Origin of the sequence: Pseudomonas sp. HR96 (assembly GCF_034059295.1) — a bacterium.
GTDB lineage: Bacteria > Pseudomonadota > Gammaproteobacteria > Pseudomonadales > Pseudomonadaceae > Aquipseudomonas.
Window position 1 is genome coordinate 4,810,433 of record NZ_CP139141.1, and the last position, 16,652, is coordinate 4,827,084.

The following is a 16,652-nucleotide window of genomic DNA, read 5'->3' on the forward strand; positions in this document are numbered from 1 at the left end:
GAGTGGCCCAGGCTACTTCGCCGGCGTTTCCTGCATCACCCGCACCACCCGTTGCGGGAACGGGATGTCGATGCCGGCGGCGCGCAGGCGGTCGCGCACTTCCAGGTTGAGCATGTTGGTCACCCCGCCCATGTCCGGGGTGTTGACCCACAGCATCAGCGACAGGGTGATCGAGCTGTCGCCCAGTGCAGACACCACGCAATCGGCCGCCGGGCTGGGCAGCACGCGCGAGTCCTTGGCCAGTTCCATGAGGATGGCCTGGGCCTTCTTCAGGTCGGCGTCGTAGTCCACGCCCACGTTGTAGGTGATCTTGCGGGTCGGCTGGCGGTTGGTGTTGGTGATGATGCCATTGGACAGGTTGCCGTTGGGGATGATCACCGTCTTGTTGTCACCGGTGCGCAGCACGGTGTGGAAGATCTGGATGGCATCGACGGTGCCTTGCACGCCTTGCGCCTCGATCCAGTCGCCGATGCGAAACGGCCGGAACAGCAGGATCAGCACCCCACCGGCGAAGTTCGCCAGGCTGCCCTGCAACGCCAGGCCGATGGCCAGGCCCGCGGCGCCGATGGCGGCGACGAACGAGGTGGTTTCCACGCCGATCATCGAGGCCACGCTGACCAGCAGCAGGATTTTCAGAATGATGTTGCCCAGGCTGCCGATGAAGCCCTGCAAAGCCAGATCGATGTGGCGCAGGGCCAACAGTTTCTGCAGGTTGGCGGTAAGCTTGTTGATCAGCCACCAGCCGATGAACAGCGTCACCAGGGCCAGCAACAGCTTGCTGCCGTACTGCAGAATCATGGGTATCCAGCCTTGCGAGGCTCTCACCAGATGATCGACTTCTGCATTCAAATCCATGTACCTCTCCATAATGTCTTCAGCGTGCATTCAACAGGTCGGACGCTGACAGGCCGGTGAGGTTCCCGTCGGCGCCGACCGCGCCAGGCCTCAGTCGCGGAAGTTGTTGAACTGCAGCGGCATACCGAATTCCTTGGCGCGCAGGGCCGCGATGGCCTCCTGCAGGTCGTCGCGCTTCTTGCCGGTGACGCGCACCTGCTCGCCCTGGATGGCGGCCTGCACCTTGAGCTTGGCGTCCTTGATATGGGCGACGATCTTCTTGGCCAGTTCCTTGTCGATGCCTTCGCGCAGCACTGCATCCTGTTTCATTTCCTTGCCGGAAGCATAGGCGTCCTTGACTTCCAGGCACTGCACGTCGATCTTGCGTTTGACCAGGCACAGCTTGAGGATCTCGATCATCGCCTCCAGCTGGAACTCAGCCTCGGCGGTGAGGCTCACGGTCAGTTCCTTGAAGGCAAACGAGCCCTTGCCTTTCAGGTCGTAGCGACGGTCCAGTTCCTTGATGGCGTTGTCGACCGCGTTGGTGACTTCGTGTTTATCGAGCTCGGACACTACGTCGAACGAGGGCATGGTTTCTCTCCAGATTGAATAAAGGCGCGTGTTGCAGACCAATGGAACGCGCCTGGCTTGACGGGTAAAATGCCGGGTCATTATAACGGTTGCCAGCATTACGACATGCCCTTCATGCTTGCGCCTGCAGGACATACATCCCTTTTCATGCGAGCTGCACATGCCTAACCCGATATTGAGCATTTTGCTGGTGACTGACGATCTCGACAGCGCCGCTATCACCACTGGCGAACTGCGCCAGGCGGGCTATCAGGACATTCGTCTGGCGCAACCGGAAGGCGCTCTGGGGCTGCTCGAGAACCAGCCGGCCAGCCTGCTGCTGGTCAGCGGCGAGGAAGGCCTGCAACTGGCTTCACAAGTGCGCCAGCTCGATGAAATGGGCGACCACTATACCTACATCCTGCTGATCGATCAGCGCCCCGCCGCCTACCTGCTCGATGAAAACGCCGACAACGGCATCGACGACGTGATTCACCCAGGCCATGTACGCGACCATCTGCTGCCGCGGGTGGCCGCCGCCGATAGGCTGACCACCAACCTGCAGCGGCTGCGCCAGGAAAACCGCCTGCTGCGCCAGAACATCGCCAGCCTGGAGCAGCGCAACCAGGTGGACTCGCTGACCGGCCTGGGCAACGCCCGCTACCTGCGCCAGAAGCTTTCCGACAGCCTGCGTCAGATCCAGGCCCGCGGCGGCGCCTTGTGCTACCTGTTGATCGGCCTGCAACAGTCGGCGGCGCTGCAGCGCGAATACGGCAGCGACTTCTACGACGAACTGCTGCAGGGGGTCGCCCGTCGACTGCAACAGATGGTGCGCCCGCTGGACATCCTCGCGCGCCTGGACGACCAGCATTTCGTGCTCCTGACCCTGCCGGCCGACTTGCAGGAATGCGCGCCGAGCAGCTTCAAGAGGCTGCATGAAGGCCTCAACACCAAGGGCTTCATGACCAGCGCCGGCATGCTCGAAATCGCCGCCGGCATCAGCCTGGTGGGCCTGGACAGCCGCAGTCTGCCGGTCGACCCGCAGTCGCTGTTCGACGAGGCCGCCGCGCTGCTCGACTATTCCTACACGTCCGGCCTGGTCACCGCCAAGCGCCTGCCGTCCAAGCTCTGATGGCCGGTAGCTGGCATGTCCTCGGTGCCGGCAGCCTCGGCACGCTGTGGGCCTGCCGGCTGTGGCGCGCCGGGCTGGATGTGCGGCTCATTCTGCGTGACGACCAGCGGCTGGCCGCCTACCGCGCCGCGGGCGGCCTTACCCTGCAAGCCGCGCCGTTGACCGAGCAATCGCCAGTGCCGGGCGAAACGGCGGCCCAGGGCGCGCCGATCCAACGCCTGATCGTCGCCTGCAAGGCCTATGATGCACGCCAGGCCGTCGCCGCGCTGGCCCATCGGCTGGCCCCCGGCGCCGAGGTGATCCTGCTGCAGAACGGCCTGGGCAGCGCCGACGAAGTGGCCGCCGTACTGCCCGGGGTACGCTGCATCCATGCCTCCAGCACCGAAGGCGCGTACCGGCCGCAGCCCTGGCACGCGGTGTTCGCCGGGCATGGCTTCACCTGGCTCGGGGACCCGGCCGACCCGACCCCACCGGCTTGGCTGGCCGACCTGGACCAGGCGGGCATCCCACAGCAATGGACCGCCGACATCCTCTCGCGCCTGTGGCGCAAGCTGGCCCTGAACTGCGCCATCAATCCCCTGACGGTGCTGCACGACTGTCGCAACGGCGAGCTGGCGCAGCACCCCTGCGAGGTCGCCAGCCTGTGTGACGAACTCGCGCAACTGCTCGAACGCTGCGGACAACCTGCTGCCGCCGCCGACCTGCACGCCGAAGTACTGCGGGTGATCCACGCCACGGCGCAGAACTTCTCCTCCATGCATCAGGACGTGGCGCTGGGCCGGCGCACAGAGATCAGCTACCTGCTCGGCTACGCCTGCGCCGCCGCCACCCGTCACCGCCTGGCGCTGCCCCACCTGCAACAGCTGCAACGGCGCCTGATCGGCGCCCTGCAAGCCCGTGGCCTGCCTTGCGACTGAAGCGACCGGTTGGCGGGCTATTGCTTTGGTACACTGCAACGCATCATCCCCATTGGATACCGTGATGCCCCTGCGCCAGCGTCTGGAAAACCTCCCCGTCGGGCAAAAATTGCTGGCCGCGCTGCTGGTGCTGCTGGCCACCGTGCTGCTGGTGGCCAATCTGACCTTCATCAGCGCGGCCTACTGGATCTCCCAGGAGAGCATGGCGCCCCAGGCCCTGCAGACCATCGGCCGGCTGCTCAACAACCCGTCGCTGACCCAGCAGGCCTTGCAGTCGCCGAGCAAGGCCCAGGCCCTGCTGGAAGAACTGCACAGTTATGCGCCCCTGCGCGCGGCGGCGGTGTACGACGCCAAAGGCGAGTTGCTGGCGCAGTTGCAGCATGGCGATCGGCTGAAGCTGCCCAACCACTTCGAACGCATCGACAACTGGCGCGAGAACGAATACCGCAGCACCCAGGTGGTGGTGCTGCACGACCCGCACGACAGCGGCACCGGCCACCTGCTGCTGGTGGCCAGCAGCGAATTGCCCGGCGCCTTCTACACCGGCACCCTGACCGCCAGCCTCGGCATCCTGGTGTTCAGCGTGCTGCTGTGGCTGGTGGTGGCCCGGCAGATCAAGCGCCTGATCACCCAGCCCATCTACCAGCTCGAGGAACTGTCGCGCCAGGTCACCCGCGAGGAGAACTACTCACTGCGCGCCGGCCCCGGCAATCACGACGAAATCGGCAGCCTGGCCGAGGCCTTCAATACCATGCTGTCGCGCATCGAGGCGCGCGAGCAGCAGCTCAAGCGCGCCCGTGACGACTCCGACGCCGCCTATGCCCAGGCCCAGGGCCTGGCCGAGGAGACCCGCCACACCAATCGCAAGCTGGAGTTGGAAGTGCAGGTGCGCAGCAAGATCGAGAAAAAGCTCACCGGGTTCCAGAACTACCTCAACAGCATCATCGACTCCATGCCGTCGGCGCTGATCGCCCTCGATGAACAGCTGTATGTCACCCAGTGGAACCAGGAAGCCAGCGCCCTTTCCGGCACGCCGCTGGATGAGGCGCTGAACCAGCCGATCTTCCTCGCCTTCGCGCCGCTCAAGCCATTCCTGCCGCAGCTCAAGAGCACGGTCGAGCAACACACCGTGGCCAAGATCGAGCGGGTCACCTGGGTCAAGGACGACACCGCCAGCCACTACGCACTGACGTTCTACCCGTTGATGGGCGGTGCCGGGCGCGGCGTGGTGATCCGGATCGACGACATCACCCAGCGCCTGTCGCTGGAAGAAATGATGGTGCAGTCCGAGAAGATGCTCTCGGTGGGAGGCCTGGCCGCCGGCATGGCCCACGAGATCAACAACCCGCTGGGCGCCATCCTGCACAACGTGCAGAACATTCGCCGGCGGCTCTCTGCCGACCTTCCGAAGAACGTCGACTACGCCGCCGAAGTCGGCATCGACCTGCAGACGGTCAACCGCTACCTCAGCGGCCGGGAAATCCCGCAATTGCTCGAGGGCATCCAGCACGCCGGAGGCCGCGCGGCCAAGATCGTCACCCACATGCTCAGCTTCAGCCGCCGCAGCAAGCGCGAGATGGCGCCGTGCGACCTGCCGGCGTTGATCGACCAGGCAGTGGAAATCGCCGGCAACGACTTCGACCTGGCGATCGGCTTCGACTTCAAGGGCCAGGCCATCGTGCGCCAGTTCGACCCGGCGCTGGGTCCGGTGCCCGGCACCGCCAACGAACTGGAGCAGGTGCTGCTCAACCTGCTGAAGAACGCCGCCCAGGCCATTCACCAGCGCCCCGAGGGCAGTGAACCTGGGCGCATCACCCTGCGTACCCGGCTCAATCCGCCATGGGCAGAAATCCAGGTAGAAGACAACGGCATCGGCATGTCGGAGAACGTGCGCAAACGCACCTTCGAGCCGTTCTTCACCACCAAGGAAATCGGCCAGGGCACCGGCCTTGGCCTGTCGGTGTCGTACTTCATCATCACCAACAACCATAAGGGGCAGATGGAGGTGCAGTCGGCGGTCGGCCAAGGCACCTGCTTCACCCTGCGCCTGCCGCTGGTGGGCGCTGTGGCTGGCTACCCTGTGACCCACCTGGAGACATGAACATGGGCTTTCGCCTGTCGAAGATTTACACCCGCACTGGCGACAAGGGCGAAACCGGCCTGGGCGACGGCCGTCGCGTGCCCAAGGACCACCCCCGGGTAGAGGCCATCGGCGAGGTCGACAGCCTCAACAGCCAGCTCGGGCTGTTGCTTGCCGGCCTGGCCGGACAGGCGCCGATGGCGGAACTGGTCGAGATTCTGGCGCCCTGCCAGCACCGCCTGTTCGACCTGGGAGGCGAGTTGGCGATGCCGGCGTACCAGGCGCTCACCGCTGCCGAGGTCGAACGGCTGGAAGCCGCCATCGACCACTGGAACGAAGAACTCGGCCCGCTGGAAAATTTCATCCTGCCCGGTGGCTCCGCGCTGATCGCCCAGGCCCACGTCTGCCGCGCCCTGGCGCGCACCGCAGAACGCCGCTGTCAGCAGCTCAATGCCGTCGAGCCGTTGGGCGAGATCAGCCTGGCGTACATCAATCGGCTGTCGGACCTGCTGTTTGTAGCGGCGCGAATCATCGCCCGCCGAGAAGGCGTCGCCGAGGTGTTGTGGCAGGCGGCGCAGAAGGGATGAGGCAGGGTTGAAACCGGCCTGACGGCCTCGCGAGGCCCAGGGCCGATCGTTTGATCGGCCCTGGGCTTTAGTGACCTAAGGCACTTCCCCAGGCCAGAACGCGCGGATCCCGGCCACACCTTGGGCGCCGATCTCCCACGCCCGCTCGCGTTCGGCACGGCCGACGCCGCCCAACACATACACCGGGTGCTTGAACCCGGCGATCAACTCAGCTGCCGTCTCCCAGCCCAGTGGCGCTGCCTCTGGATGGGTCAGCGTGGCCTGCACCGGCGACAGGGTGACGAAATCCACTCCCATCTGCTCGGCCAGGGCCAGCTCCTCGGCGTCATGGCATGACGCCGCGAGCCAGCGCTCGCGAGGGAATGGCCGGCCCTTGCTGGCATACTTGCGCAGCTGCGCTGCGGTCAGGTGCCAGCCAGCTGCCGGGAAGTCGCCCAGCCACTCCAGCGGCCCCTTGAGCATCAACTGCGCCTTGCCCGCACACAGCCCCACGGCGTCCACCGCCAGGTCACGGTACTTGGGATCGTAACCGTTGGGCGCGCGCAGCTGGATCAGCTTGATGCCGCCGGCGATGGCCTGCTGGATACCGCGCAGCAGCGGGCCGTTGTCCAGCCCGTCCGGGGTGATCAGGTAGTCGCCGGGCAGGCTGGCGGCGGCAACGATCGGCCGGTTGGCCTCGGGAAACTCGTAGCCCGGCAGCTGGCGCGCCGACACCCAGGCCAAGGGCTGCCCCTCGGCCCCATGGGGCTCGCCCGCGAACTCGAAGACTTCCCAGACATCCAGCAGCACCTGTTTGTCCGGGTAGTCGTGGGCCACCTTGATCAGCGGCCTTGCAGCTTTGACCTCGATGCCCAGCTCCTCGCGCAGCTCGCGCACCAAGGCCGCGCGCGGCGCTTCGCCAGGCTCCAGCTTGCCACCGGGAAATTCCCAGAGGCCGCCCTGATGCTGGCTGTCGGCGCGCCTGGCGATGAGAATGCGCTGATCGCGGTCGCGTATCACCGCCGCCGCTACATGGACACGTTTCATCCTGCCTCCTGGTTGCAAGGGTCGAGCCCGTGGGTTGGCTTAAGTCCGGTACTCGGCGTTGATCTTCACGTACTCATGGGACAGGTCGGTGGTCCAGATGGTCTCGCTGCATTCACCCCGGCCCAGCTCGATGCGGATGTTGATCTCCTCGCGGGCCATCACCGCCGAGCCCTGCTCCTCGGTGTAGCTGGCAGCGCGGCCGCCCTGGCTGGCGATGCACACTTCGCCCAGGTAGACGTCGATCCTGCTGACGTCCAGCTGCGGCACGCCGGCCCGGCCGACGGCGGCAAGGATGCGCCCCCAGTTGGGGTCCGAGGCGAACAGCGCGGTCTTGATCAGCGGCGAATGGGCCACGGCGTAGCCGACATCCAGACACTCCTGATGATTGCCGCCACCGTTGACCTGCACGGTGACGAACTTGGTCGCGCCTTCGCCGTCACGGACGATGGCCTGGGCCACCTCCATGCACACCTCGAACACCGCCTGCTTCAACGCCGCGAACAGCTCGCCGCGCGCTTCGGTGATTTCCGGCAGAGCGGCCTGACCGGTGGCGATCAGCATGCAGCAGTCGTTGGTCGAGGTGTCGCCGTCGATGGTGATGCGGTTGAACGACTTGTTGGCGCCGTCGCGCAGCAGATCCTGAAGCACCGCTGGCGCCACCTTGGCGTCGGTGGCGATGTAGCCGAGCATGGTCGCCATGTTCGGGCGGATCATCCCGGCGCCCTTGCTGATGCCGGTCACCGTCACGGTCACGCCATCGTGCTGGAACTGCCGGCTGGCGCCTTTGGGCAAAGTGTCGGTGGTCATGATGCCAGTGGCCGCTGCGGCCCAGTTGTCGGGCGACAGGTCATCGAGGGCGGCCTGCAGCGCGCCTTCGATCTTCTCGACCGGCAGGGGCTCGCCGATCACCCCGGTGGAAAACGGCAGCACTGCTTCGGCCGGCACCCCGGTCAGGCTCGCCAGCGCCGCACAGGTGCGCGCTGCGGCGGCCAGGCCTGGTTCGCCGGTGCCGGCGTTGGCGTTGCCGGTGTTGGTCAGCAGGTAACGCACGTCGCCCGCCACGCGCTGCTTGGAGAGGATCACCGGCGCCGCACAGAACGCATTGAGGGTGAATACACCCGCTACCCGCGAACCTTCGACGCAGCGCATCACTACCACGTCCTTGCGCCCCGGGCGCTTGATGCCGGCACTGGAGATGCCGAGTTCAAAACCTGCGACAGGGTGCAGGGTGGGCAAGGGACCGAGACCGACAGCCATGGGAGCGCTCCTGGAAAAAGACAAAGACGTTGAATGGAAAAACGCCGCGACAAACCGAAGCCGTCGCGGCGCAAGGTGTTACTGCATCACCTGCCGATCAGTCGATCTGGCCGTGGCAATGCTTGAATTTCTTGCCCGAACCACACCAGCAGGGCTCGTTGCGACCCAGTTTCTGGTCGTTGCGCACCGGCGTGGCTGCGGTGGCCATGGCCAGGGCGACGTCGCCACCCTCTTCAGCCGCGTCGGCGACTTCCAACGATGGCGCCGAGGGGTGCTCGAACTGCATGCGGGCGGCCAGGTCTTCGGCTTCCTGGCGCAGGCGCGCCTCTTCCTCGACCGGGTCTTCGCGGCGTACCTGGACGTGGGACAGCACGCGGATGGTGTCGCGCTTGATGGAATCCAACAGCTCCTGGAACAGGGTGAAGGATTCGCGCTTGTATTCCTGCTTGGGGTTCTTCTGCGCGTAGCCACGCAGGTGAATGCCGTGACGCAGGTGATCCATGGTCGACAGGTGGTCTTTCCACAAGTCGTCGAGCACGCGCAGCAGGATCTGCTTCTCGAAGGTACGCAGGGCCTCGGTGCTGGCCTGTTCTTCCTTCTCGTTGTAGGCCGCCAGCAACTCGGCCAGCAGCTTCTCGCGCAGGGTCTCTTCGTAGAGTTTTTCGTCGTCGTCGAGCCACTGCTGGATCGGCAGTTTTACCCCGAAATCGTTGAGCAGCGCGGCCTCGAGGCCGGCCACGTCCCACTGCTCGGGCAGCGACTGTGGCGGGATGTGCGCGCTGACGGTGGCATCCAGCACTTCCTGGCGGAAGTCGGCGATGGTGTCGCCGATGTTCTGCGCCGCCAGCAGGCTGTTGCGCATGTGGTAGATGACCTTGCGCTGCTCGTTGGCCACGTCGTCGAATTCGAGCAACTGCTTGCGGATGTCGAAGTTGCGGCCTTCGACCTTGCGCTGGGCCTTCTCGATGGCGTTGGTCACCATGCGGTGCTCGATGGCCTCGCCGGACTGCATGCCCAGCGCCTTCATGAAGTTCTTCACGCGGTCGGAGGCGAAGATGCGCATCAGGCTGTCTTCCAGCGACAGGTAGAAGCGGCTGGAGCCGGCATCACCCTGGCGACCGGCACGGCCACGCAGCTGGTTGTCGATGCGCCGCGATTCGTGGCGCTCGGAGGCGATCACGTGCAGGCCACCTGATTCCAGCACTTGCTGGTGACGCTTCTGCCAGTCGGCCTTGATCTGCGCGATCTGTTCGTCGGTGGGGTTTTCCAGCGAGGCCACTTCGACCTCCCAGTTGCCGCCCAGCAGGATGTCGGTACCGCGACCGGCCATGTTGGTGGCGATGGTCAGCGCGCCGGGGCGACCGGCCTGGGCGATGATCTCGGCTTCCTTCTCGTGGAACTTGGCGTTGAGCACCTTGTGCTCGATGCCTTCCTGGTTGAGCAGGTTGGACATGTGCTCGGAGGTTTCGATGGTCGCGGTGCCGACCAGTACCGGCCGGCCCTTGGCCATGCTCTCTTTGATGTCGGTGACGATGGCCGCGTACTTCTCGTCGGCGGTCAGGTACACCAGGTCGTTGTGGTCCTTGCGCGCCAGCGGCTTGTTCGGCGGAATGACCATGACCGACAGGTTGTAGATCTGGTGGAACTCGAACGCCTCGGTGTCGGCGGTACCGGTCATGCCGGACAGCTTGTTGTACAGGCGGAAGTAGTTCTGGAAGGTGGTCGACGCCAGGGTCTGGCTTTCGGCCTGGATGTTGAGGTTTTCCTTGGCTTCGATGGCCTGGTGCAGGCCCTCGGACAGGCGACGGCCCGGCATGGTGCGGCCGGTGTGTTCGTCGACCAGCAGGATGTTGCCGTCCTGGACGATGTACTCGACGTTGCGATGGAACAGCTTGTGCGCGCGCAGGCCGGCGTAGACGTGGGTCAGCAGGCCCAGGTTGTGCGCCGAATACAGGCTCTCGCCCTCGGCCAGCAGGCCGACGCGGGTAAGCATCTCTTCGATGTACTGGTGACCGGCCTCGTTGAGCTCGACCTGGCGGGTCTTCTCGTCGATGGTGAAGTGGCCCTCTTTGGTGACCACGCCTTCGACTTCTTCGATGTGCTGCTGCAGCTGCGGGATCAGGCGGTTGATCTCGGTGTACAGCTTGGAGCTGTCCTCAGCCTGACCGGAGATGATCAGCGGGGTACGGGCTTCGTCGATGAGGATGGAGTCGACTTCGTCGATCACGGCGAAATTCAGCTCGCGCTGGAATTTCTCTTCGACGCTGAACGCCATGTTGTCGCGCAGGTAGTCGAAGCCGAATTCGTTGTTGGTGCCGTAGGTGATGTCGGCGGCGTAGGCGGCGCGCTTCTCTTCAGGCGGCGCGAACGGGGTGACCACGCCCACGGAGAGGCCGAGGAACTCATACAGCGGACGCATCCAGTTGGCGTCGCGGCGGGCCAGGTAGTCGTTGACCGTGACCACGTGTACGCCCTTGCCGGACAGCGCATTGAGGTACACGCCGAGCGTGGCGACCAGGGTCTTGCCCTCACCGGTGCGCATCTCGGCGATCATGCCTTCGTGCAGGGTCATGCCGCCGATCAACTGGACGTCGAAGTGGCGCATGCCCATGACCCGCTTGCCGGCCTCGCGGCACACGGCAAAGGCTTCGGGCAGGAGTTTGTCGAGGGTCTCGCCCTTTGCCAGGCGGGCCTTGAACTCTGCGGTCTTGGCGCGCAGCTGCTCGTCCGAGAGGGCCACCATTTGCTCTTCGAAGGCATTGACGATCTGTACCGTCTTGAGCATGCGTTTGACTTCACGCTCGTTCTTGCTTCCAAAAAGTTTTTTTAACAAAGGCGCAAACATATCGGCAGGATCTTCCACACGTAGGGATGGAGGGCGGCCCCGTGAGTCGCCCGTGCAGCCCTTATGGCCGCATGCGAACGAGCATTCTACCCGGAAACGATGGTGAGGAAAGTGGCGTTATTCCACGATGCTGGCACAGCGCTGTAACGGGGCTTTTTCACAATAAGGGCTTTTTCGCCAACTTCAACCCGCACGCCGCAGAAGTTCCCGCCCCGGGGGCGCCCTGACGCCCTGCAAAAGGCCTTTGCGCACCGGCTGTCCGGGCGGGTGGTTCGGCGGCCCAGGCTGATCTGTTAGGATGGCTGTTCTGTAACCACCGGTATCTTGCTCATGGCCTATCGCCCTCTTCCCGCCCAGGCGCCCGCCGTCCTGCTGCGCGAAGCCAAGCCATTGAAAGCATTGTTCAGCCAGGCCCAGCGCCTGGCGCAGCTGCAGCGACTGCTGGAAAGCCAGCTGCAACCGGCTGCCCGGCCGCATTGCCACGTCGCCTCGTGGCGCGAGGGCAGCCTGCTGCTGATCGTCACCGATGGGCATTGGGCGACCCGCCTGCGTTATCAGCAAAAACGCCTGCAGCGTGATTTGCAGGCGCTGGAGGCGTTTGCCTCGCTGACGCGGATTCTGTTCAAGGTGCAACCGCCGAATACTCCGGCTGCGCCGGTGACGCGAGCGATCGATTTGTCGGTGGGGTCGGCGGACAATATTCAGGCGACTGCGCAGGGGATCAGTGACCCTGGGTTGAGAGCTGCGCTGGAGCGCCTGGCGGCGCATGGGAAAAGCAAGCCCGCGTAGCTTTGCCGGACCTTGCGAACAGTCGCTGCTGCCCTGCTCTGCTCTGCTCTGCTCTGCTCTGCTCTGCTCTGCTCTGCTCTGCTCTGCTCTGCTCCAGATTTTGATCTTGATCTGGCTTTTGATCTTGATCTGGCTTTTGATCTTGATCTACCGCGACTTCAGCAGGCCGAACGGAACAGCGCGGGAGTGGTGGCGCGAGGCAGGAGCCGAGCGAGCGCCGCGCGGCCAGGGACGGCCGCTCGGCGCGTACGCCACGGAGCGATGTGGAGTGAGGGAACCCGGAGCGAAGCGTAGGGCCAATGAATGGAGCGGAGGCCTTTTGGTTACTTTTGGGCCTTTCCAAAAGTGACTCGCTGTAAGAGCGAAAGGGGCCTTGAGGCGCGTTGGAGATGCTGGATAAGCTCCAATATCGCAGTAGCGACCCTGTGATTTTTAAGCTAATCCATTTGCTAGGATGGTGCGAAATCACCTTTTCGCCCTTACGGCGACTCACTTTTGGAAAGGCCCAAAAGTAAGCAAAAGGCCTCCGCTCCGTTCATTGGCCCTGCACTTCGCTACGCTACGTTACGGGTTCCCTCCTTACGCATCGCTCCGTGGCGTACGCGCCGAGCGGCCGTCCCTGGCCGCGCGGCGCTCGCTCGGCTCCTGCCTCGCGCCACCACTCCCGCGCTGCTTCAGTCGGCCTGCTGAAGTCGCGGCAGATCAAGATCAAGATCAAGATCAAGATCAAGATCAAAAGCCAAAGCCAAAGCCAAAGCCAAAGCCAAAGCCAAAGCCAAAGCCAAAGCCAAAGCCAAAGCCAAAGCCAAAGCCAAAGCCACATCTACAGCAAAGCAGATCTCAAGCAGATCTCAAGCAGATCTCAAGCAGATCTCAAGCAGGGTCGGGGTGTCGGGCTTTGGACACTCAATGAAAAAAGGCCGCCCCGCAAGGGGCAGCCTCAATCAAACCAAAACTAGAGAAGGAAAGCTTTACTGCTTAACCGGCGGCTACCGGACGCATATACGAAATCGGCGCCAGACTGGCATCCTCAAACGTAACCACTTCCCACGCATCCTTCTCGGACAGCAACTTGCGCAACAGCTGGTTGTTCAGCCCGTGCCCCGACTTGTAGCCGCGGAACTCGCCGATCAGGCTGTTGCCGAGTTGGTAAAGATCACCAATGGCGTCGAGTATCTTGTGTTTGACGAACTCGTCCTCGTACCGCAGGCCGTCTTCGTTGACCACGCCATCCACGCCAACGACGATCGCGTTGTCCACGCTACCGCCCAATGCACGGTTGTGCTTGCGCAGGTATTCCAGGTCGCTCATGAAACCGAAGGTACGGGCGCGGCTGACTTCCTTCACAAACGATGTGCTGGAAAAGTCGACGCTCGCAGTCTGCGTGCGATCCTTGAAAACCGGGTGATCGAAATCTATCTCGAAACTGACCTTGAACCCTTCGAAAGGCACGAACGTGGCGCGCTTGTCGCCCTCGGTCACGGTGACTTCACGCAGGATGCGGATGAATTTCTTGGCAGCGTCCTGTTCTTCCAGGCCGGCCGACTGAATCAGGAATACAAAGGGCCCGGCACTACCATCCATGATCGGCACTTCGGACGCTGAGAGTTCGACGTAGGCGTTATCGATTCCCAGGCCAGCCATGGCCGAGAGCAGGTGCTCTACCGTATCCACCTTGGTGTCGCCATTGATCAGCGTGGTGGACATCGTGGTGGCGCCGACGTTTTCGGCGCGTGCAGCAATCTGCACGACCGGGTCGAGGTCGACGCGGCAGAACACGATACCGGTATCCACCGGCGCAGGCTTGAGGGTCAGGTAAACCTTTTCCCCGGAGTGCAGCCCGACGCCGGTAGCACGGATAATATTCTTGAGGGTGCGTTGTTTAATCATGGCATTGGCCGCTTCAGCGCAAATTGCGAACTGGTATCAACAAAGGCTGGCGATGATAGCAGACCGCGCCTTTGCTGAACACCAATCACCCTCATGACCCTGATAAATTCCATCAATCAGCCTGACGACGCAGAAATGCCGGGATGTCCAGGTAGTCCAGGTCATCGTGCGGATTCATCTTCTGGGCGGCGGAAGCACCGGCGTGAGCCTGGTTGCGCATCACGGTCGGACGGTCCAGATCGCGGTAGTTCGGCGAAGCGGGCTCCTGGCGAGCGGGCTGCTGCTGAGCGGCGGCCGACTGCTGGGATGGGCTTTGCAGAGTGTTGTCGATGACCTTGACCACCGGCTTCTCGATTTTCGCACCCAGACCGGTGGCAACGACAGTTACATGCAGCTCGTCGCGCATGTCCGGATCGATCACGGTGCCGACCTTGACCATCGCGTGGTCGGAGGCGAACGCCTCGATGATGCTACCCACGTCGGAGTACTCGCCCAGGGACAGGTCGGGACCGGCGGTGATGTTCACCAGGATGCCACGGGCGCCCTGCAGGTTGACGTCTTCGAGCAGCGGGTTGCGAATCGCCGCCTCGGTCGCTTCGCGGGCACGATTCGGACCGCTGGCGCAGCCGGTACCCATCATGGCCATGCCCATTTCGCTCATCACGGTGCGCACGTCGGCGAAGTCGACGTTGATCATGCCCGGACGCTTGATGATGTCCGAGATACCGCGAACGGCACCGGCCAGCACGTCGTCGGCCTTGGCGAAAGCCGACAGCAGGCTGGCGTCCTTGCCCAGGATGGTCAGCAGCTTCTCGTTGGGGATGGTGATCAACGAGTCGACGCTTTCGGACAGCATGCGAATGCCTTCGTCGGCGATCTGCATGCGCTTGCGGCCTTCGAACGGGAACGGACGGGTCACCACCGCAACGGTGAGGATGCCCATTTCCTTGGCCACTTCGGCGATGATCGGCGCTGCACCGGTACCGGTACCGCCGCCCATGCCCGTGGTGATGAAGACCATGTTGGTGCCTTGCAGCACTTCGGCGATGCGCTCGCGGTCTTCCATGGCGGCCTGACGGCCGACTTCAGGGTTGGCGCCAGCGCCCAGCCCCTTGGTGACACCCGTACCCAACTGCAGAATGGTGCGCGCACCAATGTTCTTCAGGGCTTGAGCATCGGTGTTGGCGCAGATGAACTCGACGCCTTCGATGTTGCTCTTGACCATGTGGTTGACCGCGTTGCCGCCGCCACCGCCGACACCGATCACTTTGATGACCGGGCTTTGCGGGATGTTGTCTACGAGTTCGAACATGTTCCCTCTCCTTTCATTCTCTAGTTTTATGCGCCTACCGCTACTGCTGATGAAACTGTCTGAAGCTGATCAAAACGGCTGAAGCTGTGGTAAATCGTGAAGCTTTTTGCCCGAAGGCTTAAAAGTTGCCTTGAACCCAACGTTTCAGGCGCTCCAGCACGGGAGCCTTGGGTTCGTCGCCATAACCGCCACCGTAGCCACCGCCACTGTTGCTGTTATGGCTGATACCGCTCAGGGAGAGGCCATCGGACTGCTTCTGCAGGCCGTACATCAGAAGCCCCACGCCGGTCGAATAGATCGGGTTGCGCACCACGTCGGACAGACCGCGGACCGTATGCGGCACGCCAAGGCGTACCGGCATATGGAAAATTTCCTCGGCCAGCTCGACCGCGCCTTCCATTTTTGCCGTACCTCCGGTCAGCACGATGCCGGCCGGAATCAGGTCTTCGTAACCGCTACGACGCAACTCTGCCTGAATCAGCGTGAACAACTCGTCATAACGCGGCTCCACCACCTCGGCCAAGGCCTGGCGGGACAGCTCGCGCGGTGGACGGTCGCCGACGCTCGGCACCTTGATGGTCTCGCCGGCGCCGGCCAGCTTGGCCAGCGCACAGGCGTAGCGGATCTTGATTTCTTCGGCGTACTGCGTCGGCGTGCGCAAGGCCATGGCGATATCGTTGGTGACCTGGTCGCCGGCGATCGGGATCACCGCCGTGTGGCGGATGGCGCCTTCGGTGAAGATGGCGATGTCGGTGGTACCGCCGCCGATATCCACCAGGCACACGCCCAGCTCTTTCTCGTCATCGGTGAGCACCGAATAGGCCGACGCCAGCTGCTCGAGGATGATGTCGTCGATTTCCAGGCCGCAGCGACGCACGCACTTCTCGATGTTCTGCGCCGCGTTCACCGCGCAGGTGACCACGTGGACCTTGGCCTCCAGGCGCACGCCGGACATGCCCAGCGGCTCGCGCACGCCTTCCTGGTTGTCGATCACGTAATCCTGAGGCAGCGTGTGCAGCACGCGCTGGTCGGCCGGGATGGCTACGGCCTGGGCGGCGTCGAGGACGCGCTCAAGGTCGGCCATGCTCACTTCACGGTCGCGGATGGCGACGATGCCGTGGGAGTTCAGGCTGCGGATGTGATTGCCGGCCACGCCGACGAACGCCGAGTGAATGCGGCAGCCGGCCATCAGTTGCGCCTCTTCCACGGCGCGCTGAATGGATTGCACGGTCGACTCGATGTTCACCACCACGCCCTTCTTCAGGCCGCGCGAGGGGTGGGTACCGATGCCGACGATGTCCAGCGTGCCGTCGGCCGCGACTTCGCCTACCAGCGCCACCACCTTGGAGGTGCCGATATCCAGACCGACGATCATTTTGCCGCTTTGCACGTTTGCCATGGGGTCCTGCCTCT

General features: G+C 63.7%; 14 protein-coding genes. 5 read left to right on the forward strand and 9 right to left on the reverse strand.

Annotated elements, in window-relative coordinates:
* Positions 1-12: 12 nt before the first annotated feature.
* A complete protein-coding gene (locus SFA35_RS21540; protein WP_320572530.1) occupies positions 13-855 on the reverse strand; it encodes a mechanosensitive ion channel family protein in 843 nt (280 codons plus the stop codon).
* Positions 856-945: 90 nt separating this feature from the next.
* Complete coding sequence (locus SFA35_RS21545; protein ID WP_320572531.1) at positions 946-1,425, reverse strand: YajQ family cyclic di-GMP-binding protein; 480 nt, start codon at positions 1,423-1,425, stop codon at positions 946-948.
* A gap of 160 nt (positions 1,426-1,585) precedes the next feature.
* Between SFA35_RS21545 and SFA35_RS21550 the strand changes: the two genes are divergently transcribed.
* The 4 genes from SFA35_RS21550 to SFA35_RS21565 all read left to right on the forward strand — a co-directional run bounded on the left by SFA35_RS21550 (position 1,586) and on the right by SFA35_RS21565 (position 6,120).
* A complete protein-coding gene (locus SFA35_RS21550) occupies positions 1,586-2,536 on the forward strand; it encodes a GGDEF domain-containing protein (protein ID WP_320572532.1) in 951 nt (316 codons plus the stop codon).
* A complete protein-coding gene (locus SFA35_RS21555; RefSeq protein WP_320572533.1) occupies positions 2,536-3,453 on the forward strand; it encodes a putative 2-dehydropantoate 2-reductase in 918 nt (305 codons plus the stop codon). The genes SFA35_RS21550 and SFA35_RS21555 overlap by 1 nt, the downstream gene beginning before the upstream one ends.
* A 64-nt stretch (positions 3,454-3,517) precedes the next feature.
* Positions 3,518-5,554, forward strand: a complete 2,037-nt coding sequence (locus SFA35_RS21560) for an ATP-binding protein (RefSeq protein ID WP_320572534.1) — start codon at positions 3,518-3,520, stop codon at positions 5,552-5,554.
* A 2-nt stretch (positions 5,555-5,556) separates the two neighbouring features.
* Positions 5,557-6,120, forward strand: a complete 564-nt coding sequence (locus tag SFA35_RS21565) for a cob(I)yrinic acid a,c-diamide adenosyltransferase (RefSeq protein ID WP_320572535.1) — start codon at positions 5,557-5,559, stop codon at positions 6,118-6,120.
* A gap of 75 nt (positions 6,121-6,195) precedes the next feature.
* On the opposite strand, the gene SFA35_RS21570 is transcribed toward SFA35_RS21565, so the two are convergent.
* The 3 genes from SFA35_RS21570 to secA all read right to left on the reverse strand — a co-directional run bounded on the left by SFA35_RS21570 (position 6,196) and on the right by secA (position 11,248).
* Positions 6,196-7,146, reverse strand: coding sequence for a Nudix family hydrolase (locus tag SFA35_RS21570; protein ID WP_320572536.1), 951 nt, complete (start codon positions 7,144-7,146; stop codon positions 6,196-6,198).
* Positions 7,147-7,185: 39 nt separating this feature from the next.
* On the reverse strand, positions 7,186-8,403 hold the full coding sequence (gene argJ / locus SFA35_RS21575) for a bifunctional glutamate N-acetyltransferase/amino-acid acetyltransferase ArgJ (protein ID WP_320572537.1): 1,218 nt from the start codon (positions 8,401-8,403) through the stop codon (positions 7,186-7,188).
* Positions 8,404-8,500: 97 nt separating this feature from the next.
* On the reverse strand, positions 8,501-11,248 hold the full coding sequence (gene secA, locus SFA35_RS21580; RefSeq protein WP_320572538.1) for a preprotein translocase subunit SecA: 2,748 nt from the start codon (positions 11,246-11,248) through the stop codon (positions 8,501-8,503).
* 330 nt (positions 11,249-11,578) lie between these two features.
* On the opposite strand from secA, the gene SFA35_RS21585 reads away from it, so the two are divergent.
* Positions 11,579-12,037, forward strand: a complete 459-nt coding sequence (locus tag SFA35_RS21585) for a DUF721 domain-containing protein (protein ID WP_320572539.1) — start codon at positions 11,579-11,581, stop codon at positions 12,035-12,037.
* 674 nt (positions 12,038-12,711) lie between these two features.
* Here the strand turns inward: SFA35_RS21585 and SFA35_RS21590 are convergent.
* The 4 genes from SFA35_RS21590 to ftsA all read right to left on the reverse strand — a co-directional run bounded on the left by SFA35_RS21590 (position 12,712) and on the right by ftsA (position 16,638).
* Positions 12,712-12,852 carry a hypothetical protein gene (locus tag SFA35_RS21590; protein ID WP_320572540.1) on the reverse strand — a complete coding sequence of 47 codons (141 nt, stop codon included), beginning with the start codon at positions 12,850-12,852 and terminating at the stop codon, positions 12,712-12,714.
* Between the two features lie 163 nt (positions 12,853-13,015).
* Positions 13,016-13,927: a UDP-3-O-acyl-N-acetylglucosamine deacetylase gene (lpxC, locus tag SFA35_RS21595; RefSeq protein WP_320572541.1), complete on the reverse strand. Its 912-nt coding sequence runs from the start codon at positions 13,925-13,927 to the stop codon at positions 13,016-13,018.
* Positions 13,928-14,039: 112 nt separating this feature from the next.
* Positions 14,040-15,239, reverse strand: a complete 1,200-nt coding sequence (gene ftsZ, locus SFA35_RS21600; RefSeq protein ID WP_320572542.1) for a cell division protein FtsZ — start codon at positions 15,237-15,239, stop codon at positions 14,040-14,042.
* 118 nt (positions 15,240-15,357) lie between these two features.
* Positions 15,358-16,638, reverse strand: coding sequence for a cell division protein FtsA (ftsA, locus tag SFA35_RS21605; protein ID WP_320572543.1), 1,281 nt, complete (start codon positions 16,636-16,638; stop codon positions 15,358-15,360).
* Positions 16,639-16,652: the final 14 nt, after the last annotated feature.

What these genes read in the sequence shown, in the direction of transcription:
- SFA35_RS21550 (WP_320572532.1), top strand. Translation starts at nt 1,586, where the DNA reads ATGCCTAACCCGATATTGAGCATTTTGCTGGTGACTGACGATCTCGAC.
- SFA35_RS21540 (WP_320572530.1), bottom strand. Translation starts at nt 855, where the DNA reads ATGGATTTGAATGCAGAAGTCGATCATCTGGTGAGAGCCTCGCAAGGC.
- SFA35_RS21570 (WP_320572536.1), bottom strand. Translation starts at nt 7,146, where the DNA reads ATGAAACGTGTCCATGTAGCGGCGGCGGTGATACGCGACCGCGATCAG.
- secA (WP_320572538.1), bottom strand. Translation starts at nt 11,248, where the DNA reads ATGTTTGCGCCTTTGTTAAAAAAACTTTTTGGAAGCAAGAACGAGCGT.
- SFA35_RS21560 (WP_320572534.1), top strand. Translation starts at nt 3,518, where the DNA reads ATGCCCCTGCGCCAGCGTCTGGAAAACCTCCCCGTCGGGCAAAAATTG.
- argJ (WP_320572537.1), bottom strand. Translation starts at nt 8,403, where the DNA reads ATGGCTGTCGGTCTCGGTCCCTTGCCCACCCTGCACCCTGTCGCAGGT.
- SFA35_RS21555 (WP_320572533.1), top strand. Translation starts at nt 2,536, where the DNA reads ATGGCCGGTAGCTGGCATGTCCTCGGTGCCGGCAGCCTCGGCACGCTG.
- SFA35_RS21565 (WP_320572535.1), top strand. Translation starts at nt 5,557, where the DNA reads ATGGGCTTTCGCCTGTCGAAGATTTACACCCGCACTGGCGACAAGGGC.
- lpxC (WP_320572541.1), bottom strand. Translation starts at nt 13,927, where the DNA reads ATGATTAAACAACGCACCCTCAAGAATATTATCCGTGCTACCGGCGTC.
- ftsA (WP_320572543.1), bottom strand. Translation starts at nt 16,638, where the DNA reads ATGGCAAACGTGCAAAGCGGCAAAATGATCGTCGGTCTGGATATCGGC.
- SFA35_RS21585 (WP_320572539.1), top strand. Translation starts at nt 11,579, where the DNA reads ATGGCCTATCGCCCTCTTCCCGCCCAGGCGCCCGCCGTCCTGCTGCGC.
- ftsZ (WP_320572542.1), bottom strand. Translation starts at nt 15,239, where the DNA reads ATGTTCGAACTCGTAGACAACATCCCGCAAAGCCCGGTCATCAAAGTG.
- SFA35_RS21545 (WP_320572531.1), bottom strand. Translation starts at nt 1,425, where the DNA reads ATGCCCTCGTTCGACGTAGTGTCCGAGCTCGATAAACACGAAGTCACC.